The sequence below is a fragment of the Streptomyces sp. NPDC002463 genome (assembly GCF_042889835.1).
GTDB lineage: Bacteria > Actinomycetota > Actinomycetes > Streptomycetales > Streptomycetaceae > Streptomyces > Streptomyces nymphaeiformis.
The window spans coordinates 13,342-37,874 of record NZ_JBIARL010000026.1 but is presented as its reverse complement, the minus strand read 5'-3'; the positions used below and the strand labels follow the sequence as shown (position 1 = coordinate 37,874).

Annotated in this window: 25 protein-coding genes; 17 read left to right on the top strand and 8 right to left on the bottom strand. The window is 71.3% G+C overall.

Annotated elements, in window-relative coordinates:
* Positions 1-24: 24 nt before the first annotated feature.
* From ACFYX3_RS36135 to ACFYX3_RS36120, 4 genes are all read left to right on the top strand, one after another.
* Positions 25-1,050, top strand: coding sequence for a LacI family DNA-binding transcriptional regulator (locus tag ACFYX3_RS36135; protein ID WP_116159756.1), 1,026 nt, complete (start codon positions 25-27; stop codon positions 1,048-1,050).
* Between the two features lie 99 nt (positions 1,051-1,149).
* Positions 1,150-2,265: a S1C family serine protease gene (locus tag ACFYX3_RS36130; RefSeq protein WP_389023052.1), complete on the top strand. Its 1,116-nt coding sequence runs from the start codon at positions 1,150-1,152 to the stop codon at positions 2,263-2,265.
* A 20-nt stretch (positions 2,266-2,285) separates the two neighbouring features.
* The gene (locus ACFYX3_RS36125; RefSeq protein WP_181924564.1) at positions 2,286-3,029 is read left to right on the top strand and encodes a response regulator transcription factor; all 744 of its coding nucleotides are present in this window, start codon (positions 2,286-2,288) and stop codon (positions 3,027-3,029) included.
* Positions 3,026-4,426 carry a sensor histidine kinase gene (locus tag ACFYX3_RS36120; RefSeq protein WP_389023048.1) on the top strand — a complete coding sequence of 467 codons (1,401 nt, stop codon included), beginning with the start codon at positions 3,026-3,028 and terminating at the stop codon, positions 4,424-4,426. The genes ACFYX3_RS36125 and ACFYX3_RS36120 overlap by 4 nt, the downstream gene beginning before the upstream one ends.
* 6 nt (positions 4,427-4,432) lie before the next feature.
* Here the strand turns inward: ACFYX3_RS36120 and ACFYX3_RS36115 are convergent, their stop codons facing one another.
* The 3 genes from ACFYX3_RS36115 to ACFYX3_RS36105 all read right to left on the bottom strand — a co-directional run bounded on the left by ACFYX3_RS36115 (position 4,433) and on the right by ACFYX3_RS36105 (position 7,855).
* Positions 4,433-5,002 (bottom strand): DUF664 domain-containing protein, encoded by a 570-nt coding sequence (locus ACFYX3_RS36115; RefSeq protein ID WP_376593955.1) that lies wholly within the window; start codon positions 5,000-5,002, stop codon positions 4,433-4,435.
* A gap of 53 nt (positions 5,003-5,055) precedes the next feature.
* On the bottom strand, positions 5,056-5,910 hold the full coding sequence (locus ACFYX3_RS36110) for a phosphatidylinositol-specific phospholipase C (RefSeq protein WP_389023043.1): 855 nt from the start codon (positions 5,908-5,910) through the stop codon (positions 5,056-5,058).
* 112 nt (positions 5,911-6,022) lie between these two features.
* Entirely contained in the window at positions 6,023-7,855 is a 1,833-nt protein-coding gene (locus ACFYX3_RS36105) for a bifunctional metallophosphatase/5'-nucleotidase (RefSeq protein WP_389023040.1), read from the bottom strand.
* Positions 7,856-8,006: 151 nt separating this feature from the next.
* On the opposite strand from ACFYX3_RS36105, the gene mshD reads away from it, so the two are divergent.
* The 11 genes from mshD to pstB all read left to right on the top strand — a co-directional run bounded on the left by mshD (position 8,007) and on the right by pstB (position 19,645).
* Positions 8,007-8,933: a mycothiol synthase gene (mshD, locus tag ACFYX3_RS36100; protein WP_389023036.1), complete on the top strand. Its 927-nt coding sequence runs from the start codon at positions 8,007-8,009 to the stop codon at positions 8,931-8,933.
* 89 nt (positions 8,934-9,022) lie between these two features.
* Positions 9,023-9,412, top strand: a complete 390-nt coding sequence (locus tag ACFYX3_RS36095; protein WP_382661969.1) for a GntR family transcriptional regulator — start codon at positions 9,023-9,025, stop codon at positions 9,410-9,412.
* Positions 9,409-10,251 carry an ABC transporter ATP-binding protein gene (locus ACFYX3_RS36090; RefSeq protein WP_389023032.1) on the top strand — a complete coding sequence of 281 codons (843 nt, stop codon included), beginning with the start codon at positions 9,409-9,411 and terminating at the stop codon, positions 10,249-10,251. The genes ACFYX3_RS36095 and ACFYX3_RS36090 overlap by 4 nt, the downstream gene beginning before the upstream one ends.
* Positions 10,248-11,225, top strand: coding sequence for an ABC transporter permease (locus ACFYX3_RS36085; protein WP_389023028.1), 978 nt, complete (start codon positions 10,248-10,250; stop codon positions 11,223-11,225). The genes ACFYX3_RS36090 and ACFYX3_RS36085 overlap by 4 nt, the downstream gene beginning before the upstream one ends.
* Positions 11,226-11,504: 279 nt before the next feature.
* On the top strand, positions 11,505-13,796 hold the full coding sequence (locus ACFYX3_RS36080) for an RNA degradosome polyphosphate kinase (RefSeq protein WP_389023024.1): 2,292 nt from the start codon (positions 11,505-11,507) through the stop codon (positions 13,794-13,796).
* Positions 13,783-14,766 carry a CHAD domain-containing protein gene (locus tag ACFYX3_RS36075; RefSeq protein ID WP_389023021.1) on the top strand — a complete coding sequence of 328 codons (984 nt, stop codon included), beginning with the start codon at positions 13,783-13,785 and terminating at the stop codon, positions 14,764-14,766. Before ACFYX3_RS36080 ends, ACFYX3_RS36075 begins: the two co-directional genes overlap by 14 nt.
* Positions 14,763-15,176 (top strand): NUDIX hydrolase, encoded by a 414-nt coding sequence (locus ACFYX3_RS36070; protein WP_376593964.1) that lies wholly within the window; start codon positions 14,763-14,765, stop codon positions 15,174-15,176. The genes ACFYX3_RS36075 and ACFYX3_RS36070 overlap by 4 nt, the downstream gene beginning before the upstream one ends.
* A 348-nt stretch (positions 15,177-15,524) precedes the next feature.
* Positions 15,525-16,667: a phosphate ABC transporter substrate-binding protein PstS gene (gene pstS / locus ACFYX3_RS36065; protein WP_359517705.1), complete on the top strand. Its 1,143-nt coding sequence runs from the start codon at positions 15,525-15,527 to the stop codon at positions 16,665-16,667.
* Between the two features lie 124 nt (positions 16,668-16,791).
* A complete protein-coding gene (gene pstC, locus ACFYX3_RS36060) occupies positions 16,792-17,769 on the top strand; it encodes a phosphate ABC transporter permease subunit PstC (RefSeq protein WP_389023016.1) in 978 nt (325 codons plus the stop codon).
* Positions 17,766-18,842 (top strand): phosphate ABC transporter permease PstA, encoded by a 1,077-nt coding sequence (gene pstA, locus ACFYX3_RS36055; RefSeq protein WP_389023013.1) that lies wholly within the window; start codon positions 17,766-17,768, stop codon positions 18,840-18,842. The genes pstC and pstA overlap by 4 nt, the downstream gene beginning before the upstream one ends.
* Positions 18,843-18,868: 26 nt before the next feature.
* Complete coding sequence (gene pstB / locus ACFYX3_RS36050; protein WP_376594666.1) at positions 18,869-19,645, top strand: phosphate ABC transporter ATP-binding protein PstB; 777 nt, start codon at positions 18,869-18,871, stop codon at positions 19,643-19,645.
* A gap of 109 nt (positions 19,646-19,754) precedes the next feature.
* Here pstB and ACFYX3_RS36045 read toward each other — a convergent pair whose 3' ends face one another.
* Positions 19,755-20,753 carry an anion permease gene (locus tag ACFYX3_RS36045; protein WP_389023009.1) on the bottom strand — a complete coding sequence of 333 codons (999 nt, stop codon included), beginning with the start codon at positions 20,751-20,753 and terminating at the stop codon, positions 19,755-19,757.
* 5 nt (positions 20,754-20,758) lie between these two features.
* Entirely contained in the window at positions 20,759-21,379 is a 621-nt protein-coding gene (locus tag ACFYX3_RS36040; protein WP_116159771.1) for a DUF47 domain-containing protein, read from the bottom strand.
* Between the two features lie 194 nt (positions 21,380-21,573).
* Here ACFYX3_RS36040 and ACFYX3_RS36035 point away from each other — a divergent pair, with 194 nt between their 5' ends.
* Positions 21,574-21,948, top strand: a complete 375-nt coding sequence (locus tag ACFYX3_RS36035; protein WP_376594668.1) for a metal-sensitive transcriptional regulator — start codon at positions 21,574-21,576, stop codon at positions 21,946-21,948.
* 193 nt (positions 21,949-22,141) lie between these two features.
* Here ACFYX3_RS36035 and ACFYX3_RS36030 read toward each other — a convergent pair whose 3' ends face one another.
* Together ACFYX3_RS36030 and ACFYX3_RS36025 are read right to left on the bottom strand one after the other, a co-directional pair.
* A complete protein-coding gene (locus ACFYX3_RS36030; protein WP_352028999.1) occupies positions 22,142-22,327 on the bottom strand; it encodes a hypothetical protein in 186 nt (61 codons plus the stop codon).
* Between the two features lie 121 nt (positions 22,328-22,448).
* Positions 22,449-23,291: a hypothetical protein gene (locus tag ACFYX3_RS36025; protein WP_389023004.1), complete on the bottom strand. Its 843-nt coding sequence runs from the start codon at positions 23,289-23,291 to the stop codon at positions 22,449-22,451.
* Positions 23,292-23,385: 94 nt separating this feature from the next.
* Between ACFYX3_RS36025 and ACFYX3_RS36020 the strand changes: the two genes are divergently transcribed.
* A complete protein-coding gene (locus ACFYX3_RS36020; protein ID WP_376594671.1) occupies positions 23,386-23,577 on the top strand; it encodes a hypothetical protein in 192 nt (63 codons plus the stop codon).
* On the opposite strand, the gene ACFYX3_RS36015 is transcribed toward ACFYX3_RS36020, so the two are convergent.
* Entirely contained in the window at positions 23,574-24,296 is a 723-nt protein-coding gene (locus ACFYX3_RS36015) for a phosphatase PAP2 family protein (RefSeq protein WP_389023000.1), read from the bottom strand. The two genes, ACFYX3_RS36020 and ACFYX3_RS36015, sit on opposite strands and share 4 nt — an antisense overlap.
* Positions 24,297-24,533: the final 237 nt, after the last annotated feature.

The window sequence follows — 24,533 nt, the reverse complement described above, 5'->3', positions numbered from 1 at the left end:
GTCCCCCCGCGTAGACTGCCGCGCGTGGCCAAGGTGACGCGGGATGACGTAGCGCGACTTGCAGGTACTTCTACCGCGGTCGTGAGCTACGTCATCAACAACGGACCCCGGCCGGTCGCCCCGGCCACGCGCGAGCGTGTCCTCGCCGCCATCAAGGAGCTGGGCTACCGGCCCGACCGGGTGGCGCAGGCGATGGCCTCACGGCGCACGGACCTCATAGGCATGATCGTCCCCGACGCGCGGCAGCCGTTCTTCGGCGAGATGGCGCACGCGGTCGAACAGGCCGCCGCCGAGCGCGGGAAGATGGTCCTCGTCGGCAACTCCGACTACCGGACCGAGCGCGAGGTCCACTACCTGCGGGCCTTCCTCGGGATGCGGGTCTCCGGACTGATCCTGGTCAGCCAGGGCATGAGCGAGCAGGCCGCCAGCGAGATCGAGGCCTGGGACGCGCGCGTGGTGCTGCTGCACGAGCGGCCCGAGGCGATCGACGACGTGGCCGTCGTCACCGACGACATCGGCGGCGCCCAGCTCGCCACCCGGCACCTCCTGGAGCACGGCCACCCGTACGTGGCGTGCCTCGGCGGCGTGCCGAACACCCCGGCCGTCGGCGACCCGGTCGCCGACCACGTCGAGGGCTGGCGGCGCGCCATGCAGGAGGCGGGCCTCCCGACCGAGGGCCGGCTCTTCGAGGCCCCGTACAACCGGTACGACGCCTACCAGGTCGCCCTCAAGCTGCTCGCCGGCCCCGACAGGCCGCCGGCCATCTTCTGCTCCACCGACGACCAGGCCTTCGGCGTCCTGCGGGCCGCCCGCGAGCTGCGCATCGAGGTGCCGACGGAGCTGGCGGTCGCGGGCTTCGACGACGTGAAGGAGGCGGCGCTCACCGACCCGCCGCTGACCACGGTCTCCTCGGACCGCCCCGCGATGGCCCGCGCGGCCGTGGACCTGGTCCTCGACGACTCGATCCGCGTGGCGGGCTCGCGCCGCGAGCGCGTGAAGCTGTTCCCGTCGGCCCTGATCGTCCGCCGCTCCTGCGGCTGCCACGAGTAGGACCGCCGGGCCCGTCTTTATACGGGACATACAGGGTTCTGTCGGGCTTCTCAGCCGGTCCTCAGACGGCTCTCATGTACGGATCCGAGAGTCATAGCCATGACGGACTCCCAGGAGCAGCAGCCACAGCAGCAGCCGTACTACCCGCCGAGGCCGCCGTACGAGCCGGTGCAGGCCCCCCAGGGCCCGCAGGGCCCGTACGAGCGGCCCCAGCCGATCACCACCGAGCCGGGCACGACCGTCTGGCCCTCTGGCGGGCACACCCCGCCGCCGGTGGACCCGACGCTCGTCGCCGCCGTCCCCGCTCCCGTCCCCTCTCCCCGCCGCCGCGCCAAGCGCGGGGTCGGGCTCATGGCGGCCGTGGCCATCGCGGCCGCGGCGGTCGGCGGCGGCACGGCGACGCTGGTGCAGCAGCTCGTCTCCGACCCCGCGGTGAGCGCCTCCGCCCCCGTCGTGAGCGGCACCAACGTCTCCACCGGCACCAAGGGCACGGTCGCCGGGGTCGCCGAGGCGGTCTCCCCCTCCATCGTGGAGATCTCCGCGACCTCGAACTCCGGCAAGTCCACCGGCTCGGGCGTGATCATCACCTCCGACGGCGAGATCGTCACCAACAACCACGTCGTCTCCGGTGCCTCCCAGGTCACCGTGCAGCTCAGTGACGGCAAGACGTACCGGGCGCAGGTCGTCGGCACGGACCCCGACAAGGACCTCGCCCTGATCAAGCTCCAGGGCGCCTCCGGGCTCAAGGCCGCCACGCTCGGCGACTCCTCGAAGCTGAAGGTCGGCGACGAGGTCGTCGCGATCGGCTCCCCCGAGGGCCTCACCGGCACCGTCACGAGCGGCATCGTCTCCGCGCTCGACCGGGACGTGACCGTCGCGAAGGAGGACGGTGGCCAGGGGCAGCAGCAGGAACAGCAGCAGTGGGACCCGCAGCAGGGCTGGCCGTTCGAGTTCGGCGGGCAGCAGTTCAACGGCGACACCGGCTCGTCGAAGACCACGTACAAGGCGATCCAGACCGACGCCTCGCTCAATCCGGGGAATTCCGGCGGCGCGCTGATCAATATGAACGGCGAGATCATCGGAATCAATTCGGCCATGTATTCGCCCAGTTCTTCGAACGGTTCCACCGCCGGAAGCGTCGGTCTCGGATTCGCGATCCCGGTCGACACGGTGAAGGCCGACCTCGACAGCCTCCGCTCGGGCGGCGGCAACTGAGCACGTGGGACGCTGACCCCATGACGGGACAGCCCTTGCCGGGACAGCAGAACGAAGCCGAGCGCATCCTCATCGTCGACGACGAGCCCGCCGTGCGGGAGGCCCTGCGCCGCAGCCTCGCCTTCGAGGGATACGCGACGCGGGACGCCGTCGACGGACTCGACGCGCTCGCCGCGATGGAGTCGTACGCCCCCGATCTCGTCGTCCTCGACGTCCAGATGCCCCGCATGGACGGGCTGACGGCGGCCCGCCGGATCCGGGCCTCCGGCTCGACCGTGCCGATCCTGATGCTCACCGCCCGCGACACCGTCGGCGACCGCGTCACCGGCCTCGACGCCGGCGCCGACGACTACCTCGTGAAGCCCTTCGAGCTGGACGAGCTGTTCGCCCGCATCCGCGCCCTGCTCCGCCGCAGCTCCTACGCCTCGGCGTCCGCCGCCGCGCCCGCCGCGGAGGACGTCCTCGCCTTCGAGGACCTGCGGATGAACCTGGCCACGCGCGAGGTGACCCGCGGCGGGCGGACCGTGGAGCTGACGCGCACCGAGTTCACCCTCCTGGAGATGTTCCTCGCGCACCCGCGCCAGGTCCTCACCCGGGAGCAGATCCTGAAGGCCGTGTGGGGCTTCGACTTCGAGCCCAGTTCCAACTCGCTGGACGTGTACGTGATGTATCTGCGGCGCAAGACCGAGGCCGGCGGCGAGCCGCGCCTCGTCCACACCGTCCGGGGCGTGGGCTACGCGCTGCGCGGAGGAGGCGGGGAATGACCGGACCCGTGGCCTGGTTCCGCTCCCGCCCGCTGCGGTCACGGCTCGCGCTGCTCACCGCGTTCGCCGTGGCGGTGGCGGTGGCGGCGGTGTCGGCGGCCTGCTGGTTCGTGACGCGGGTGCAGCTGGAGGCCGAGCTGGACTCCTCGCTGCGCAGCACCCGCCTGGACACGAACGGCGTGCAGAGCCTGCTCGCGCTGTGCCGCCAGGGCGCGACGCCGCCGCCGCTCGCGGGCTCGTACACCGTGCAGGTCGTCCTCGCCGACGGCAGCGTGTGCACCTCGGGCGAGGCCGCGATCCCCGCCGGGACCGGCGAACTCGGGGTGGCACGCGGGCAGCTCGACGACGTGCTGCGCACGGTGAAGGACGACTCCGGCCGCGAGATGCGGGTCTACACCTACCCGCAGGACGGCCCCGTCGGCATCGCGGTCTCCGTCGCCCGCCCGCTCTCCGAGATCGACAACTCGATGTCCACGCTCCGCTGGGTGCTGCTCCTGGTCTCCGGGATCGGCGTCGTCGGTGCGGGCGCGGCCGGACTGTGGGTCGCGCGGACCGGCCTCGAACCGGTGAACCGGCTGACCGACGCGGTCGAGCACGTCGCCGCGACCGAGGACCTCACCGTCCGGATCCCGGTGGAGGGCGAGGACGAGATCGCCCGCCTGTCCCGCTCCTTCAACGCGATGACGGCGGCGCTCGCGAGCTCCCGGGACCGGCAGGCACAGCTCATCGCGGACGCGGGCCACGAACTGCGGACGCCGCTGACCTCCCTCCGTACGAACGTCGAACTCCTCGCGCGCAGCGAGGAGACCGGCCGGGCGATCCCGCCGGACGACCGTCGGGCGCTGATGGCCTCGGTGAAGGCGCAGATGACGGAGCTGGCCGCGCTGATCGGCGACCTCCAGGAGCTGGCCCGCCCGGACGCGGTGCAGCAGGGCCACCCGCTCGAGGTGGTCCCGCTCCACGCGATCCTGCGGACGGCCCTGGACCGGGCGCGGCTGCGCGGCCCGGAGCTCACCTTCGACACGGACCTCGCGCCCTGGTACGTACGGGCGGAGACGCCGGCGCTGGAACGGGCCCTGGTGAACGTCCTGGACAACGCGGTGAAGTTCTCGCCGCCCCGGGGCACGGTCGAGGTGACCCTGATGCGGGGCGAGCTGACCGTCCGCGACCACGGCCCCGGCATCGCCCCGGACGAGCTCCCGCACGTCTTCGACCGCTTCTGGCGCTCCCCGTCGGCCCGCAGCCTCCCGGGCTCGGGCCTGGGCCTGTCGATCGTGGCGCGCACGGTGCAGCAGGCGGGCGGCACGGTGTCCCTGGAACCGGCGGAGGGCGGCGGCACGGTGGCGAGACTGCGCCTGCCGGGAGCACCGACGCCACCGCCGGACGTCACGGCCTGAGGGCGCCTACTGGCCCACGCGCCCGTCGACGCGCTCGCGGAGGAGGTCGGCGTGGCCGCAGTGGCGGGCGTACTCGGTGATCTGCATGGTGAGGAGTTCGCGCAGCTGTCCGCCGTCGGCGATCGGGGCGCCGAGGTCGGGGGCGGCTGCGATGAAGCGGTCGGTGGCCTCCGCCTCCTCCTTCCAGCGGCGCCGGGCGTCGGCGACGACGGCCGGGTCGGCGACGGCGCCGGTCCAGTCGGCCTCGCGGTCGTCCGGGGTGCGGTAGATCCGGGGCGACTCCACGCCGGCGAGGCGGCGGAAGTGGCGTTCGTCCTCGGCCATGTGCCGGATGAGGCCGAGGAGGGACATGGCGGAGGGCGGTACGGAACGGCGGGCCAGCTGCTCGGCGTCCAGGCCCTCGCACTTCAGCTCCAGGGTGAGCCGGAAGTGACGCAGCGCGTCGAGGAGCGCGCCGCGCTCGTCGGTCACCGCCGCGCCGCCGCCCTGGCGGGGGTCGTCGTCGGGGTCGGCCCACATGTCGGTGTGGACGGTAGAGGCGGTCCACCGCCGTACGTCGGTCTCGCTGGTCTCCATGCGGGCATGGTCGTACGGGGGCGGGGGCGGCGCCAGCGAATTGCCCGGCGCCCTCAGTTGTGCCGGAGGAGCGCCTCGACGAGCCCGGCCCGGGTGTTGGGGAAGTCCAGGGGCACGATGCCGAGCCCGGTCCTCCCGGCCAGCTCGGCGCTGTCCACGAACCCGTGCACCCACGGGTTCAGCCGGTCGGAGTTCCAGCGGGGCGGCAGGTACGCGGAGGTGCTGACGAAGTTCACGTAGAGCCGGCCGGGCTGGGTGACGGCGGCGCGGAACTGGGCCTGGATCTTGGGGTACTTGGCGTCGGGCAGGGCGTTCCAGTCGTCCTGGACGGAGAAGACGCCGGGGTCGGCCCACCGCAGCCCGGGAAGCCCGGCGTTGTCGGCGAGGAGCACGACCCGCCCGCGCGCCTCGCCGAGGAGGGGCAGGGATCCGCCGATCCGGAAGAGCGAACGCCATCCCCTCCCGTCGAGGTAGTCGTCGAAGACGGCGCGGAAGGTGGCGTCCGACTCCTCGGAGTACTCCTGCTTGACCCGCATGAGGACGGTCTCGGAGGGATGCGCGGCGAGGAAGTCCCGGCAGGCGACGAGGACGTCCCCGAACATCATGTTCTGGTAGGAGGCCCCGTGGTGGATGGCGAAGGACCCGCCGGTCACCCGGCACCGCACGTCCAGGAACCGGATGCCGCTGTCCAGCTGCTGGGCGATCGAGGTGTTCTGGCACTCGCTCCAGGCCCCGCCGTACCGGGCGCCCGAGTCGTGCGTCCCGGGGATGGTGAGCCGCCACAGATCGGTCCCGTCCCCGTGCGCCGCCATCCACGCGCGCACGTCCACGGCTGAGGCGTCGGGGGCTCCCACGAGCAGTGCGGCTCCGGCGGCCGCGGCCCCCGTGAGGAATCGTCGTCGGTCCATGGACCGGGACTATGACAGGTCCACAACAACACCACCAGAGTGCGTGCACACGACAGAGGGGGCGACGCACCGCCGAAGCGGTCCGCCGCCCCCTCTCAGGAGCTGCCGGGAGTTACTTCACGACCGTGATGCGGTCCGCGGCCGGGACCGGCAGCGGGTTGGCCGCCGAGGAGTGGCCCGCCAGGTAGGCGTTGAAGACGTCCAGGTCCGACGCGCCGACCAGCTTGTTCGTGCCGGTGGCCAGGGCCGCGAAGCCGTCGCCGCCGCCCGCGAGGAACTCGTTCATCGCGACGCGGTAGGTCTTCGCCGGGTCGATCGCCTCACCGTTCAGCTTGATCGTTCCGTCGACGACGCGGTCCGCGCCCGTCTTCGTCATGTCGAGCGTGTAGGTCAGGCCCCTCGACACCTGAAGGATCTTGATCGAGTTCAGGTTCGAGCCGCTGACCTGCTGCTTCAGCGCGGTGATGAGGTTCGCACCGGTCAGGTCGACCACGTTCATCATGTTGGTGAAGGGCTGCACGGTGAAGGACTCCCCGTACGTCACCACACCGTCGCCCTCGGCGCCGGACGCCTTGTAGACGAGGTCGGCGCGGATGCCTCCCGGGTTCATCAGGGCCAGCTGCGCGCCGCCCTTGTCCGCCGGGGCCAGGCCCTCCAGCTGCGCGTCGGCGATGACATCGCCGAGCGGCTTCTCGTACGCGGTGGAGCCGCGGCCGTTGATGTCGGCGGCGATGAAGCCCTGCGGCCGGTTCGCGACCGGGGCGGCGAGCGCCTTCCAGTCGGAGATCAGCCGGGAGATGTCCTCGGCCTTCGGCACGTCGCGCGAGACGACGTGGTTGGCGGAGGCGACGGCCGTGCGCACGATGTCCTTCGTGGCGCGGTCGTAGGTCAGCGTCGTGTCCGTGTACAGCTTGCCGAACGAGGACGCCGAGGTGACCAGGCGCGGGTTGCCCGCCGGGTCCGGGATGCTGCACACGTACGCCTGGTGCGTGTGGCCGGTGACCAGTGCGTCGACCTGCGGAGAGACGTTCTTGGCGATGTCGACGATCGCGCCGGAGACGCCCTCGCCGTCACCGTCGCCGTCACCGTCGCAGTTGTAGTTGTACGAGGCGGAGGCCGGCATGCCGCCCTCGTGGACCAGGGCGACGATGGACTTGACGCCCTTGCGCTCCAGGATCTTCGTGTACTTGTTGATCGTCTCGACCTCGTCGCCGAACTTCAGGCCCTTGACGCCCTCGGCGGTGACGACGTTCGGAGTGCCCTCCAGGGTCACGCCGATGAAGCCGATCTTGACGCCGTCCTTCTCCCAGACGAAGTACGGGTCGAGGATCGGCTTGCCGGTCTTCTCGTCCGTCACGTTCGCCGCGAGGTACGGGAAGTCGGCGCCCTCGAAGGTCTTGCCGTCGACGAAACAGCCGGCGGTCGGGTGACAGCCGCCGTCCTGCATGCGGGCCAGCTCGCGCGCGCCCTCGTCGAACTCGTGGTTGCCGACCGAGGTGACGTCCAGGTCCAGCTTGTTGAGCGCCTCGATGGTCGGCTCGTCGTGGAAGAGGCCGGACAGCAGCGGCGAGGCGCCGATCATGTCACCGGCGGCCGCCGTGATGGAGTAACGGTTCCCCTGACGGGCCTGGCGCAGGTGCGTCGCCAGGTACTCGACACCACCGGCGTCGATCTTCTCCGTCGTCCCGTCCTCCTTGGTCCGGGTGACCTGCCCGGACGAGCCGGCCGGCGGCTCCAGGTTGCCGTGCAGGTCGTTGAAGGACAGCAGCTGGACGTCGACCATCCGGCCCCAGCCCTTGCCGTTCGTCCCCTGCCCGGCGGCGAACTCGTCCCCGGCCGCCCCGGCCGACGGCATCGTGGCGAAGAGCGCCCCGACGGTCGCAATCCCCGCCCCGGCGGCGAGAATTCGCCGTGCCGTCTTGTTCTTCCTCGGTGTCGCTGCCATCTCTCCCCTAGTCCCCTTGCCCCGTTTCGCGGCCTTGATCTGCTCCCCGTTGCGCGAGCAGCCTAGAGTCAACGCGCGTAGCGCAACAGGGGGTGGCTGGTTACAAGACAGTTGCCGATGGCTGACGAAGTGTCGCCGTAGGCTCGTAGCCATGACTTCCGACACGGCGCCGGCCCTCGAACCGGGACGGCAGATCCACACGTATGACGAGCTCACGGCCGAGCAGGTCCAGGACGTACTGGATCTCCTTGAGGCCGCCGACCGGGCCGACGGCATGCACGCCGTGTCCGAGCAGGGGCGGCTCTACCTGCGGCACGGCAGGCGCGAGGGCGTGCGCCACCTCCTCCTCACCGTCGGCACCCACCTCTACGGCTACGCCCAGCTGGAGGAGACCGACCCGATCGAGGCCCCGGCCGCCGAGCTCGTCGTCCACCCGTCCCACCGGGGCCGCGGCCACGGCCGGGCGCTCGGCACCGAGCTGCTCAACACCTCCGGCAAGCGACTGCGGGTCTGGGCGCACGGCGGGAAGTCGGCGGCCCGGCACCTCGCCCAGGTCCTCGGCCTGACGCTCTTCCGCGAGCTGCGCCAGCTGCGCCGCCCCCTGGTGCCGCTCGACATCCCGGAGCCGGTGCTGCCCGAGGGCGTCACCGTGCGGACCTTCGTTCCCGGGCAGGACGACGCGGCCTGGCTCACCGTCAACGCCGCCGCCTTCGCGCACCACCCGGAGCAGGGCTCGCTCACGCAGCGGGACCTCGACGACCGGATGGCCGAGCCGTGGTTCGACCCGAAGGGCTTCTTCCTCGCGGAGAAGGACGGGCGGCTCATCGGCTTCCACTGGACGAAGACGCACGCCGAGGAGCAGCTCGGCGAGGTGTACGTGGTCGGCATCCTGCCGGACGCCCAGGGCGGCGGCCTCGGCAAGGCCCTGACCGCGATCGGTCTCCGGCACCTGGCGGCACAGGGCCTGCCGACGGCGATGCTGTACGTGGACGCGGACAACACGGCGGCGGTGCGGGTCTACGAGGGCATCGGTTTCACGACGCACGAGGTGGACCTGATGTACCGCACGGAGTCGTAACACCCGGTGGGCAGGGGGCGGTTGACACCGCCCCCTTCTTTCCACCACCCTTTCACTACTTGATTAGTGAAAGGGTGGTGGAAGGGATCGTGGTCGAGTACCGCATCGACCGGCGCAGCGGCGTCGCCACCTACCTCCAGATCGTCCAGCAGACGAAGCAGGCCCTCCGAATGGGCCTCCTGGAGCCAGGCGACCGACTGCCCACCGCACGCGAGGTCGTCGAAGCGACGGCCATCAACCCCAACACGGTCCTCAAGGCCTACCGCGAGCTCGAACGCGAAGGCCTCGTCGAGGCCCGCCGCGGCCTCGGCACCTTCGTCCGCGCCACCCTCGGCACCGGCCCCGCCGACTCGCCGCTGCGCGGCGAACTCACCGACTGGGCCCGCCGGGCACGCGCCGCGGGACTCGATCGGGAGGACGTGGCCGCGCTCTTCACCGCCGTACTGAAGGAACACTTCGAGGGGGACGACGACCGATGACGAAGGACACCGCCCTGGAGGCCCGACTCCTGGGCAAGCGGTACGGGGGAAGGAAGCGCGGCTGGGCCCTGCGGGAGTGCGACTTCGCCCTCCCCGCCGGCCGGATCTGCGCCCTCGTCGGCCCCAACGGCGCCGGCAAGTCCACCCTCCTCGCCCTCGCCGCCGGCCTGCTCCGGCCCACCGAGGGCACGATCGCGGCCCCGGCCCGCGAGCGCCTCGCCTACGTCGCCCAGGACAAGCCGCTCCACCCCCGGCTCAGCGTCGCCGACACCCTGCGCATGGGCCGGGAGCTCAACCCGGGGCGCTGGGACGACACCGTCGCCCGGCGGATCGTCGACGGCGGCGGCTTCTCCTCCGACACGCTCGTACGACACCTCTCCGGCGGCCAGCGCACCCGCGTCGCCCTCGCGCTCGCCCTCGGCAAGCGGCCCGAACTGCTGCTCCTCGACGAGCCGATGGCCGACCTCGACCCGCTCGCCCGCCACCAGCTGATGGGCCTGCTCATGGCCGACGCCGCCGAGAACGGCACCACCGTCGTCATGTCCTCGCACATCCTCACCGAGCTGGAGGAGGCCTGCGACCACCTCCTCCTGCTCCACAGCGGCCGGGTCCGCCTCGACGGCCCCGTCGACGAACTCCTCGCCGCCCACACCCTGATCGCCGGCCCGATCGCCGACCTCGCCCCGCACACGGTCGTCGAATCCCGCACCACGGGCCGTCAGCTCACCGCCCTGGTCCGCCACGAGGGCCCCGTCGAAGGCCCCTGGGAGACCACGGAACCCTCCCTGGAGGAACTCCTCCTCGCCCACCTCCGCACCACCGAAGGAGCCCCGGCATGAGCACCCTCGCCCTGAAGGGCCCCTACTGGGTGACGCTCCGCCAGTACCGGCGGACGCTGTGGCTGGCGGTCGCGGGCGTCCTCGCCTCCCTCGCCGTGATCGGCGGGCTGCGGATCTGGGACGCACAGACCCCCGACACGCGCACCGTCGACGGGACCTGGATCCCGGCGAACGACACCGGGCACGCGATGCTCCGCTGGGCCATGGAGTACACGAACGGCGGCCTCGTCCTCCTCCCCCTGCTCATCGCCGCCTTCGTCGCCGGACCCCTCGTCGCCCGCGAGTACGAATCCGGCACCTACCGGCTCTCCCTCACCCAGTCGCAGAGCCCCGCCGCCTGGCTCCGCGCCAAGCTCCTCACCACCGGCGCCGTCGCCCTCGCGACCACCCTCGCCCTCATCGGCGTCTACCGGATCGGCTGGGACCGCGTCGCCCACGCATGGAATCTCCAGTGGGGCGACCGCGGCCCGTACGAAGGCACCGGCGTCGTCCTGCCTGCCTACGTCCTCGCCGCCCTCGCCGTCGGTGCCCTCCTCGGGCTGCTCATCCGCCGCACCCTGATCGCCATGGCCACCGCCGGCCTGGTCATGGGCGCTGTCACCCTCACCCTCGGGGCGCTGCGCTGGTCCTTCCTCCCTGTGAAGGCGCTCACCTATACCGGCCCGCTCGTCCGCCTCCCGGAGGACGGCCTCCTGATGGGCACCGGCCTGGTCACCAGCGAAGGCGCACGCTTCGAGCAGTCCACCTGCTGGGAGGCGGCCGCGACCGGCTCCGACGTCAGCCAGGCCCCGGACGCCTGGAACACGGCCTACCAGGCCTGCCTCACGCAGCACCACGTCACCGGCCAGTACGTCGACTACCACCCCGCCTCTCACTTCTGGCCCACCCAGCTCATAGAGACCGGCATCCTGCTCGCCCTCGCCGCCCTAGCGCTGTTCGCCGCCTTCCGCGTCCTGCGCTCCCGGCACCCGTAGAGGACCGCGCCCGGCCCCCGTAGCGAAGACGAGGGCGCCGCCGGAGGACACGGCGGACACGCGTAGACAAAGCGGGGGCGGGGCCCCGACAAGGGCCCCGCCCCCGATTCCCGTACGACATGTCGTCGTTACCGGCCATTCAGACGCGCTTGCGACGCTCACGCAATGAAGCGCTCCGTGTCCACTCCCGGCAGGGTGGTCCTCCCCAAAGGGAGACTCCCCGCCCCCACGGCCCGCTCCGACGCGCCCGATCACCCCTTCGCGCGGAAGAATGGGGCCATGAGCCAGAAGCCCGCCGAGGTCCCGGTCCAGTCCCCCGCCGCGCCGTCCGGAAAGTCGTCCGGGAAGCCGTCCGAGAAGGCGTCCGAGACGCCCTCCGCCGCGCCCGCCCTCGGTTCCATGACCGCGCAGCGCGCGCACATCGTCAACGGGACCGTCGTGACCGACATAGACGCCGACCTGGACGCGGACCCCGACACGTACGAGGGCGACGGCACGCTCGGCGACGACCTGCCGCAGGGTCGTTTCCTCGACCGGGAGCGCAGCTGGCTCGCGTTCAACGAGCGCGTCCTCGAACTCGCCGAGGACCCGACGACCCCCCTCCTCGAACGGGCCAACTTCCTCGCGATCTTCGCGTCCAACCTGGACGAGTTCTTCATGGTCCGCGTCGCCGGACTGAAGCGCCGCATCGCCACCGGCGTCGCCACCCGCTCCGCCTCCGGCCTCCAGCCCCGCGAGGTCCTCGACCTGATCTGGACGCGCTCGCGCGAGCTCATGGCCCGGCACGCCGCCTGCTACCAGCAGGACGTGGCCCCGGCCCTCGCCGACGAGGGCATCCACCTGATCCGCTGGCCCGAGCTCACCGAGAAGGAGCAGGCCCGGCTCTTCACCCTCTTCCGGCAGCAGATCTTCCCGGTCCTCACCCCGCTGGCCGTGGACCCGGCCCACCCCTTCCCGTACATCTCGGGCCTCTCCCTCAACCTCGCCGTCGTCGTGCGCAACCCGGTCAGCGGCCACCGCCACTTCGCGCGCGTCAAGGTGCCGCCGCTGCTCTCCCGCTTCCTGGAGGCCTCCCCGCAGCGGTACGTCCCCCTGGAGGACGTCATCGCGGCGCACCTGGAGGAGCTCTTCCCCGGCATGGAGGTGCTCGCGCACCACATGTTCCGGGTGACCAGGAACGAGGACCTGGAGGTCGAGGAGGACGACGCGGAGAACCTGCTCCAGGCCCTGGAGAAGGAGCTCATGCGGCGCCGCTTCGGGCCCCCGGTGCGCCTGGAGGTCGAGGAGTCCATCGACCCGTACGTCCTCGACCTGCTGGTCCGCGAGCTGAAGATCTCCGACGCCGAGGTCTACCCGCTGCCCGGCCCGCTCGACCTCACCGGCCTCTTCGGGATCGCCGGGCAGGACCGGCCCGAGCTGAAGTACCCGAAGTTCGTCGCCGGCACCCACCGGGACCTCGCCGAGGTCGAGTCCGCGTCCGCACCCGACATCTTCGCGGCGCTGCGCGAGCGGGACGTGCTCCTGCACCACCCCTACGACTCCTTCTCGACGTCCGTGCAGGCCTTCCTGGAGCAGGCGGCCGCCGACCCGGACGTCCTCGCGATCAAGCAGACGCTGTACCGCACCTCCGGCGACTCCCCGATAGTCGACGCCCTCATCGACGCCGCCGAGTCCGGCAAGCAGGTCCTCGTCCTCGTCGAGATCAAGGCCCGCTTCGACGAGCAGGCCAACATCAAGTGGGCGCGGAAGCTGGAGGAGGCCGGCTGCCACGTCGTCTACGGACTCGTCGGCCTGAAGACCCACTGCAAGCTGTCGCTCGTCGTACGGCAGGAGGGCGAGCTCCTCCGCCGGTACTCGCACGTCGGCACCGGCAACTACCACCCGAAGACGGCCCGGCTCTACGAGGACCTGGGCCTGCTCACCGCCGACCCGCAGGTCGGCGCGGACCTGTCCGACCTGTTCAACCGGCTCTCCGGCTACTCCCGCCGCGAGACGTACCGCCGTCTGCTGACCGCCCCGAAGTCGCTGCGGGACGGCCTGGTCTCCCGGATCAACAAGGAGATCGCGCACCACCGCGCCGGGCGGCCCGCGTACGTCCGCATCAAGGTCAACTCGATGGTCGACGAAGCGATCATCGACGCCTGCTACCAGGCCTCCCGGGCCGGCGTCCCCGTCGACATCTGGGTCCGCGGCATCTGCGCCGTACGCCCCGGGGTCACCGGCCTCTCGGAGAACATCCGGGTCCGCTCGATCCTCGGCCGCTTCCTGGAGCACTCCCGGGTCTTCGCCTTCGGCAACGGCGGCGAACCCGAGGTCTGGCTCGGCAGCGCCGACATGATGCACCGCAACCTGGACCGCCGGATCGAGGCCCTCGTACGGGTCTCCGACCCGGCGCACCGGGCTGCGCTCACCCGGCTCCTGGAGACCGGGATGTCCGACACCACCTCCTCCTGGCACCTCGGCCCCGACGGGAACTGGACGCGGCACGCGACCGACCCCGAAGGCCGGCCGCTGCGGCACGTCCAGGAGATGCTCATCGACGCGCGGAGGCGCCGGCGTGCACAACCCTGACCACTCGCAGGACGTCACGGCGGGCGAGGTCCTGGCCCCCTACCTGCACGCGCGAGCCGCGGACTTCCTCCGCGGTCTGCGCCTGCACACCGAGAGCGGCTCCGACACGACCGGAGCGGAGGAGGCCGCCCGTACGCTGCGAGGGGCGGCCCGCCGGATCGGCGGCACCCTCCACACCTTCCGGCCGCTGCTCGACACGGCCTGGGCCGACCAGCTGCGCACCGAGCTCGCCTGGCTGTCCGGGACGCTGGCCCTCGAGCAGGCCTGCACGTCCCGGCTCGTCCGCCTGGTGGACGCGCTGTCCCGCCTGTCGAACGGCAGCGGGCCCGTGCCGGCGGCCCGCGGCTCGGAGGGCGCCGGGCTCACGGTCGGCGCCGCCCGGGCCGGCGCGCTCCTCGAACGCCAGCTGACCCTGGCCCGTACGCGCGCCCACTCGGCCTCCCTCCAGGCGCTCGGCTCCGCCCGCTTCCACGCGGTCGCGGACGCCGTCGCGCTCCTGGCCTCGGAGGTCCCGCTCGGACCCGCGGGTGCGGCCCCGGCCACCGAGGTCATCGACGCCCCCGCCGACCTCGCCGAACGCCGCCTGCTGGACGCGGTCGCCGCGCTCCCCCTCACCCGGGCGGCCCACCCGTACAACGCCGACGCCCTCGCCCTCGCCGCCGGCGAGGCCCAGGACGCGCCCTGGCACCAGGCCCGGCTCCTGCTCCGCCTGCACCGGTACGCCACGGAGGCCCTGCACACGGGCGGCGAACCCGACTCGGTCCTGTACGAGGCGGCCCGGGCCCTGGACCGGCACCGCGACGCGGCGGAGGCCGCCTCGGCGGCGGCCACGGCGGCCCGCACCCCGCGCATCGCCCCGGCGACGGCCTACGCCCTCGGCGTCCTCCACGCCGACCAGCGCCACGAGGTCGAGGCCGCGCGCTTCGCCTTCCAACACGCCTGGCGCAGAACGACGGCCCCGGTCCCATGAACACGCCCCTCCCCATCCTGGCGGCAGGCTGCGTGCTGTGGCGGCCGGCGATTTCCGGCCAGGGAATCGAGATCGCCCTGGTCCACAGACCGAAGTGGGACGACTGGTCGCACCCCAAGGGCAAGCGGAAGCGCGGCGAGACGGCGGAGGCGTGCGCGCTGCGCGAGGTCCTCGAGGAGACGGGCCGGCGCTGCGAGCTCGGCCCCCGCCTGCCGACCGCCCACTACACGGTGGACGGCAGGCCCAAGGAGGTCGCGTACTGGTCGGCCCGGGCGCTGGACGGCGGCTTCGTCCCCACGAAGGAGATCGACGCCCTCGTCTGGCTTCCCCCTGCCTCGGCCCGCCCGCGCCTCACCCAACCGAGAGACCGCGACCTCCTGGACGCAGCCATGGCCACGACCCACCCTTGACGGGCCCGCCCCGTGCGGGCTGCACCCGCCTGGCCGGTGCTCCCGCTCCCCCGTGTGGGCAATCGTCCCGCAGGGCGATGGGGGTCCCCCCTGCTCGAGCGAAGCCGAGAGCTTGGGGGAGACCCCCACCGCCCCCGCCGCCCGCCCAAGGGCCCCGCACCGGCGCTTCCGGCACGGTTCACTTGCCGTTCACCCTCCCCCGTCGACCGCTTCACCTGTTCTGCCTAATTTCGGCCTTACACGGTGCACGGAGCACAGCGATGCACCCACCAACCGACACACGCCGCCGTAGAACGGTCAGGACATCACGGTCCGCGACAGGGCGGCTTCTGGAAGGAACACCCGAAAGTGAAGCTTTCGCGCAAGAACGGGCTTCGCGCCTCCGCGATCGGTGCCCTCGTCGTCTCCGGCGCATTCGTCCTCTCGGCGTGTGGCTCGGACAACAACACGGCGACCCCGACCAAGGACTCCGGCACCAAGACCTCCGCCGCCGCGTCGAACATCGCGTGTGACGGCGCCAAGGGCCAGCTCCTCGCCGCCGGCTCCAGCGCGCAGAAGAACGCCATGGACCTGTGGGTCAAGAACTTCCAGGCCGCGTGCTCCGGCGTCGAGGTCAACTACCAGGCCATCGGTTCCGGTGGTGGCATCACCAAGTTCAACCAGGGCCAGGTCACCTTCGCCGGCTCCGACTCCGCCCTGAAGCCCGAAGAGGTCACCGAGTCGCAGAAGGTCTGCAAGGGCGGCAAGGGCATCAACCTGCCGATGGTCGGCGGCCCCATCGCCATCGGCTACAAGCTGGACGGCGTGGACAACCTCGTCCTGGACGCCCCCACCCTGGCCAAGATCTTCGACACGAAGATCACCAAGTGGAACGACCCGGCGATCGCCAAGCTGAACCCGGGCGCCAAGCTCCCCGACACCACCATCCAGGCCTTCCACCGCTCGGACGAGTCGGGCACCACCCAGAACCTGGGCAAGTACCTCTCCGCCACGGCCCCGTCCGACTGGAAGTACGACCCGAAGACGAAGTCGTGGCCCGCCCCGGGTGGCCAGGCCGCCAACGGCTCCTCCGGTGTCGCCACCGCGGTCAAGGACGCCGAGGGCTCCATCGGCTACTTCGAGCTCTCCTACGCGACCGCCAACAAGATCTCCACGGTCAGCATCAACACCGGCGCCTCCGCCCCGGTCGCCGCGACCACCGAGAACGCCTCGAAGGCCATCGCCGCCGCCAAGGTCAAGGGCACCGGCAGCGACCTGGCCCTCTCCCTCGACTACACCACCAAGGCCGAGGGTGCCTACCCGATCACCCTGGTCACCTACGAGATCGCCTGCGACAAGGGCAACAAGGCGGACACCCTGCCGACCCTGAAGGCGTTCCTCACCTACACCGCCAGCGAGGAGGGCCAGAAGGTCCTCTCCGACGCCGGCTACGCCCCGCTCCCGGCCGAGATCGCGGCCAAGGTCCGCGCGATCGTCCCCACCCTGTCCTGACCCCCGGCCGGGCCCGGCCCCTCACCCTCCCGTGGAGGGGCCGGCCCCGGCATCCGGTGCACCGCCGCCAGGGCCCCCGTACCCCCGCAAGAGACGTACGGGACCCGCAGACCGGAGAAAACCGATGGCTACCACCTCATCACCCGACATACAGAGGAGCCGGCGCGCCCAGAGCGCGACCCGCCCCGGCGACCGCATCTTCAGCGGTCTGTCCAGGGGCTCCGGCATCACCCTCCTCGTGATCATGGCCGCGATCGCGGTCTTCCTCACCTACCGTGCCGCCCTCGCCATCTCTGAGGACAGCACGAACTTCTTCACCACCTTCGAGTGGAACCCGGCGAACACCCCGCCGGTCTTCGGCATCGCCGTCCTCGCCTTCGGCACCCTGGTCTCCTCGGTCATCGCGATGGTCATCGCCGTGCCCGTCGCGATCGGGATCGCCCTCTTCATCTCGCACTACGCCCCGCGCAAGCTGGCCAAGCCGCTCGCGTACGTCGTCGACCTGCTCGCCGCCGTGCCCAGCATCATCTACGGCCTCTGGGGCGCGATCTTCCTCGTCCCGTACCTGGACGGCCTCAACAGGTGGCTCGACCAGTACATGGGCTGGACGTACATCTTCGACAAGTCCCAGGACGGCGTCGCCCGCAACCTCTTCACCGTGGGCATCCTCCTGGCGATCATGATCCTCCCGATCATCACCAACGTGACCCGCGAGGTCTTCCTCCAGGTCCCGAAGATGCACGAGGAAGCCGCCCTCGCCCTCGGCGCCACGCGCTGGGAGGTCATCCGCATGTCGGTGCTGCCCTTCGGCCGCTCCGGCATCATCTCCGCCTCCATGCTGGGCCTCGGCCGCGCACTCGGCGAGACCATGGCCGTCGCCGTGGTCCTCTCCCCCAGCTTCGTCATCTCGGGCCACCTGCTCGACCCGGGCGGCGGCACCTTCGCGCAGAACATCGCCGCCAAGTTCAACGAGGCCAACGAGTTCGGCCGTGACGCGCTCATCGCGTCCGGTCTCGTCCTCTTCGCCATCACCCTGCTGGTCAACGGCGCCGCCCGCTGGATCATCGGCCGCCGCAAGGAGTACTCGGGGGCAGCGGCATGAGCCACGCCATACAGGAACGTCCGGTCTCGGTGGCCCCGCGCCGCGATCCCCTCTCGCACGCCCGGCTCCCCCGCTGGACCCCGGCCGCCATCGCCGCCGGCTCCATCGCCGCGGGCATCGGCATCGGCATCGGCGCCGGCTGGCACAGCAAGGTCCAGTGGGGCCTGATCGCCGCGCTGCTCTTCGTCCTCGTCACCTTCGCCGTGACCACCAAGGTCGAGGGCCGCCGCCAGGCCAAGGACCGCGTCGCCACCAGCCTCGTCTGGGTGTGCTTCGTCCTCGCCGTGATCCCGCTGATCTCCCTCGCCTGGGTCACGATCAGCAAGGGCGCGCAGGTCCTCGACCTCTACTTCCTGACCCACTCGATGAACGGCGTCCTCGACGCCGAGGCCGGCGGCGGCGTCTACCACGCGCTGCTCGGCACCATCGAGCAGGTCGGCATCGCGACCCTGATCGCCGCGCCGATCGGCCTCCTGACCGCCGTCTACCTCGTCGAGTACGGCAGCGGCAGCAGGCTCGCCAAGGCCGTCACCTTCTTCGTCGACGTCATGACGGGCATCCCGTCGATCGTCGCAGGCCTCTTCATCCTCGCCACCTGGAACCTGATCCTGGGCTTCGGCCCCTCCGGTTTCGCCGGCGCGATGGCCCTCGCCATCCTGATGATGCCGGTCGTGGTCCGCTCCACCGAGGAGATGCTCAAGCTCGTCCCGAACGAGCTCCGCGAGGCCTCCCTCGCCCTCGGCATCCCCAAGTGGCGCACCATCCTGAAGGTGGTCCTCCCCACCGCGATCGGCGGCATCACCACGGGCGTCATGCTCGCGGTCGCCCGCATCACCGGTGAGACGGCCCCGGTCCTGCTCCTCGTGTTCGGTACGAAGCTCATCAACCCGAACCCCTTCGAAGGCGCCCAGTCCTCCCTGCCGCTCTACGTGTACGAGCAGTACGCGGTCGGCACCGACGCCGCCGTGGCCCGCGCCTGGGCCGCCGCGCTCGTCCTGATCGCCTTCGTCATGATCCTCAACCTGGTGGCCCGCGGCATCGCCCGCTGGAAGGCCCCGAAGACCGGCCGCTGACCGCGGCACTCTGGAAGTGAATTGATATGGCCAAGCGAATCGACGTCAGCGGCCTCTCCGCCTACTACGGCGCCCACAAGGCGATCGACGACATCTCGATGACCGTCGAGCCCCGCTCCGTGACGGCCTTCATCGGCCCCTCCGGCTGCGGCAAGTCCACCTTCCTGCGCACCCTGAACCGCATGCACGAGGTCACCCCCGGCGGCCGCGTCGAGGGCAAGGTGATGCTCGACGACGAGAACCTGTACGGGACGAACGTCGACCCGGTCGCCGTGCGCCGCACGGTCGGCATGGTCTTCCAGCGCCCGAACCCCTTCCCCACCATGTCGATCTACGACAACGTGGCGGCGGGCCTGCGCCTCAACGGGAAGTACAAGAAGTCCCAGCTCAACGACATCGTCGAGCGGTCCCTCAAGGGCGCCAACCTCTGGAACGAGGTCAAGGACCGCCTGAACAAGCCGGGCTCCGGCCTCTCCGGCGGCCAGCAGCAGCGCCTGTGCATCGCCCGCGCCATCGCGGTCGAGCCGGACGTCCTGCTGATGGACGAGCCCTGCTCCGCCCTCGACCCGATCTCCACCCTCGCCATCGAGGACCTGATCGGCGAGCTGAAGGAGCGCTTCACGATCGTCATCGTGACGCACAACATGCAGCAGGCTGCCCGCGTCTCGGACCGTACGGCCTTCTTCAACCTGGCGGCCGTCGGCCAGCCCGGCAAGCTGATCGAGCTGGACGACACCGAGCGCATCTTCTCCAACCCGAGCGTCCAGGCGACCGAGGACTACATCTCCGGCCGCTTCGGATAAGACCCGTCTTGTGGTGCTGCATGGCGGTGCCACCACAAGACGAAGGGCCCGGCTCCCCCACAGGGGAGCCGGGCCCAACCACTTTCCGGCGGTGACCCGGTGCGGGGTCCTACCCGAAGAGCAGCCGCACCACGTAGTAGCTCGCGGCGGCGACGATCGCCGCCGCAGGCATCGTGATGAACCAGCCCAGGACGATGTTCTTGGCGACACCCCACCGAACGGCGTTGACGCGCTTCGTCGCGCCGACGCCCATGATCGCGGAGGTGATGACGTGCGTCGTCGAGATCGGCGCCTTGAAGACGAACGCCGTCAGGAACATGATCGACGCGCCGGTCGTCTCCGCCGCGAAGCCCTGCGGCGGGTCCAGCTCGATGATCTTGCGGCCGAGGGTCCGCATGATGCGCCAGCCGCCCGCGTACGTACCGAGCGAGAGCATCACGGCGCAGGCGAACTTCACCCATACCGGGATCGGCGCGTCCGCGCTCTGCACGTCGCCGATGACCAGTGCCATCACCACGATGCCCATGGTCTTCTGGGCGTCCTGGAGGCCGTGGCCCAGCGCCATGCCGGCCGCCGACACGGTCTGCGCGATACGGAAGCCGCGCTTGGCCTTGTGCGGGTTCGCCTTGCGGAACATCCACAGGATCGCGGTCATCACCAGGTAACCGACGATGAGACCGACGATCGGCGAGAGGAACATCGGGATGATGACCTTCTCGAGGACGCCCGACCAGATGACCTGCGTGCCACCCGCGAGCGCCGCGCCCACCATGCCGCCGAAGAGCGCGTGCGAGGAGGACGAGGGAAGACCGAAGTACCAGGTGACCAGGTTCCAGACGATCGCGCCGAGCAGCGCGGCGAAGAGGATGCCCATCCCCGAGTTGCCCGTCGGCGTCTCGATCAGACCCTGGCTGACCGTGTGCGCGACGCCACTGCCGAGGAAGGCGCCTGCGAGGTTCATGACGGCCGCCATCGCCAGCGCCGCCCGGGGGGTCAGCGCCCGGGTCGACACCGAGGTGGCGATGGCGTTGGCGGAATCGTGGAAGCCGTTCGTATACGTGAAGCCGAGCGCGACACCGATGGTCACGATCAGAGCGAAGGTGTCCACGAAGCTCAGGACTCCTTGACCGCGATGGTCTCCACCGTGTTGGCCACGTGCTCGAAGGCGTCGGCCGCCTCCTCCAGCACATCCACGACCTGCTTGAGCTTCAGCACCTCGATGGCGTCGTACTTGCCGTTGAAGAGGTGGGCGAGCAGCTTGCGGTGGATCTGGTCCGCCTGGTTCTCGAGACGGTTGACCTCGATCCAGTACTCGGTGAGGTTCGCCATCGTCCGCAGGTTCGGCATGGCCTCGGCGGTCAGCTCCGCAGCACGGGCCAGGACCTCGATCTGCTGCTCGACACCCTTGGGGAGCTCTTCGATGTTGTAGAGGACGACCAGGTCGACGGCCTCTTCCATGAAGTCCATGATGTCGTCGAGGGACGAAGCGAGGGAGTAGATGTCCTCGCGGTCGAACGGCGTGATGAAGGAGGAGTTCAGCTGGTGGAAGATCGCGTGGGTGGCGTCGTCACCGGCGTGCTCCGCTGCCCGCATCCGCTCCGCGATCTCGGCCCGGGCGGAAGGCTCCGCTCCGAGCAGTTCCATCAGGAGCTTGGAGCCCGTGACGATGTTGTCCGCGGACGCGGCGAACATGTCGTAGAAGCTCGTCTCCCTGGGGGTCAGACGAAATCGCACGTGAGGTCCTCGGGGTGCTGGAATTCGGTCAGGCTGATGCTAGGCGCATCATCCGGCCACGGCTAACCGGCGTCTCTCAGTGTCGCCCATCAGGCACAGTGAACTGCAGCGGGCCCCCGCCCGGACCGGCGGGGATCGGTACCATATACCCACGAGGGGTATACCACCCCTTATCTGGACAACGGGAGGACGCGATGACGACCACCGAGACGGACCAGGTCACCCCCGATTCCGTCGGGGCCGTCGGCGCCGTCGAGCCGGCCGACCACGCGCACGGACACGATCACGGCGTGCACGGCTACCACAAGCAGAAGGACGAGCACCTCAAGCGGCTGCGCCGGATCGAGGGGCAGATCCGGGGCCTCCAGCGGATGGTCGACGAGGACGTCTACTGCATCGACATACTCACGCAGGTCTCCGCCTCGACGAAGGCGCTCCAGTCCTTCGCCCTCCAGCTCCTGGAGGAGCACCTGCGGCACTGCGTCGCGGACGCGGCGGCCACCGGCTCGGGCATCGACGAGAAGGTCGAGGAGGCCACGAAGGCCATCGCCCGCATGCTGCGCACCTGAGGCGGACAGGCGGGACCGCACACCAGGGACGGGACCCGCACCGTCAGCGTTCCTCCGCGGGCGGGCGGGGCGCACCGTGCCTTCAGCGCCCCTCCGCGGCCGGCGGGGCGGACCGGACCGTCAGAGTCCGCCCTCGGCCGGCGGGGCGGGACCCGCACCGTCAGCGTTCCTCCGCGGCCGGCGGGGCGGACCGTCAGTCCTCCTCCGCCGCCCGCTCCGCCTCCACCCTCAGTACCTCGTCGATCCGGTCGGCGCTGAGCCGCTCCCCGTCCGCGGCCGACGCCGCGATGATCAGCTCGCCGCAGAGCTCGATCTCCGCGAGGGCGACGCAGTCCGGGTCTGCGGGCACGGTTGCTGTACCGGGCGGGGCCACGCGCATCCACCTCTTCCTGCCGGCGTCGGTCTCCCAACGGCATCCCAGCGTAGGGACGGGCCCACGCACCGCGCATGACACGTCTGGACCATTTGCCGATGGTCCGTACCGCCACCGGGCCGCCGCGTCAGGTCTCGATCTTCCCGGCGTAGATGTCGCGGTGGTCCGGCAGCGTCACCTCGACGGGGACCCCGAAGCCGTACAGCAGCGTCGTCGAGGCGACCGCGACGATCCGGCCCTGGTTGCTGAAGCTGAACTGGTGGCGCACCTTCCGCAGCCGCCCCTCCGCGTCGAGGTACGCGTCGAAGGGCACCGTGTCCTTGGCGAACCCTTTCGCCGCCGCGGCCAGCGCCCCGCGCAGCTGCGGCGAGGCGGCCCGGGCGGCGTGCGCGATGTCGGCGACCCCCCGGTAGTGGCTGACTTTCACCCCTGCCAGATCGACCTCGCCGAGGTACGCGACCTCACGGACGCCCCGCAGCAGCTCCGCCGCGGCGGCCGGGTCGGTGGCCCCGCCGGTGACGAGGTTCCCGTCGTCGAGGGTGGTGGTGTCGACGCGGACCCACTTGTCGGCGGGTACTCCGGCGCCCCGGTTCTTCATGTAGAGCGCTCCGGGGGTGAGGAGCTCGGTGATCGGCCGGTGCTCGCTCGCCCCCGCGGGGTCCTTCGGCAGCAGCACCTGGAGCCGTCCGGTGCGGCGCCGGAAGTCGTAGCCGCCCTCGCCCCTGATGGTGACCCGGGTCCCGCCGGAGGCCATCTCCATGGAGGTGCTGGCCTTGGAGGTGCCGGCCCTCGCCAGCGCGTCGGCAGCGTTCCGTACGGCGAGGGCGGGGTCGGCCGCCGGCTTCGGGTCCCCGGGGGCGGCACAGCCCGTGACCGCCGCGGCCGTGACGAGGGAGCCGACCAGGACCGCGGTGACGGCGAACGCCCCGCTCCCCGAACCCCGCGGACGCCCGTACCCCTGCTCCACCATCGCCGCCAACCCCCAACGCCTCACCGCTGTTTGCCCGGGACCCGCGCCTCCCCGGGACCCGCGGGTCCGGGGACACCCGACCCGCATAACGACGGTGGGGGCGTGCCGTCACGCGCAGTACGGTGGTGGGGTGCACGCCCAGGCTTCCTCCCACACCACGACGACGACGGAGCGCGGCTCGTTCGCGCTGGCACGGTGCAGTTGCGGCTGGACGGGCCCGGCCCGCAGATCCCGCGACAAGGCCCGTACGGACGCGGCGGAGCACCTCCGTACCAGCAGCTCCTAGGCGGCCAGGTCCTTCTGGCCGGCGCCGCCGGCCGGGCCGCCGAGGCGGGGCTCGGGGATGCCGACGGTCTCGGGGCGGCGGGCCGCGTCGGCGCGGCGGGAGCGGACGAGCCGGGCACCGCGGCCGGAGCGGGCGACGGCGGAGACGACGGGCGTCAGCAGGGCGAGCGCGACCGGGGCGAGGAGCAGCGCCACGGCCGTGCCGAGGGCGAAGCCGCCGATCACGTCGGTCGGGTAGTGCACGCCCATGTAGACCCGGGCGAAGCCCTCGGCGAGGGCGAGGGCGATGGCGGCGAGGCCGAACCTGCGGTGGGCGACGAAGAGGCCGACGCCGAGCGCCATCGTCAGCGTGGCGTGGTCGCTGACGAAGGAGAAGTCGGTCTTGCCGGCGACGAGGACCTCGAGGCCCTGGTGGTCCTTGAAGGGTCTGGGGCGCTCCACGAAGCCGCGGATGGGGATGTTGACCAGCAGGGCGATGCCGGCGGCCAGCGGGGCCCAGACGAGGCCCGCGACGGCCGAGACGGAGTCGGTGAGGGCGCCGCGCCGGCGGACGCTCCACCAGCACCAGAGCACGACGAGGACCATCCCGAGCACGATCCCGTACTCGCCGACGAACTCCATGACGCGGTCGAACCACGGCGGAGCGGCCTTGGCCAGTCCGTTGATGTCGTAGAGCAGGCTGACATCGGGGTTCGAGCCGTCCGATGCGAGTCCAGCCATCTGCTGCGGCCCCTTGCTCTCGTGTCTGGTTTCCAACCCCCGTGGTCAGAGTGGTCGGATCAGGGAACGAACCGCCTGAGGCGCACGTTCCGCTCTCTCCGGTGGATCATGACGACGTTATCGAAGAGTGACGGTCGACCGCAGCTCAGGGCCCGTGCATGACGGAGAGTTCCGGCCATGCCCGATACGCCCGAAGAACACCGCCCCCGCCGCCGCGAACGGCGCCCGCCGACAGGA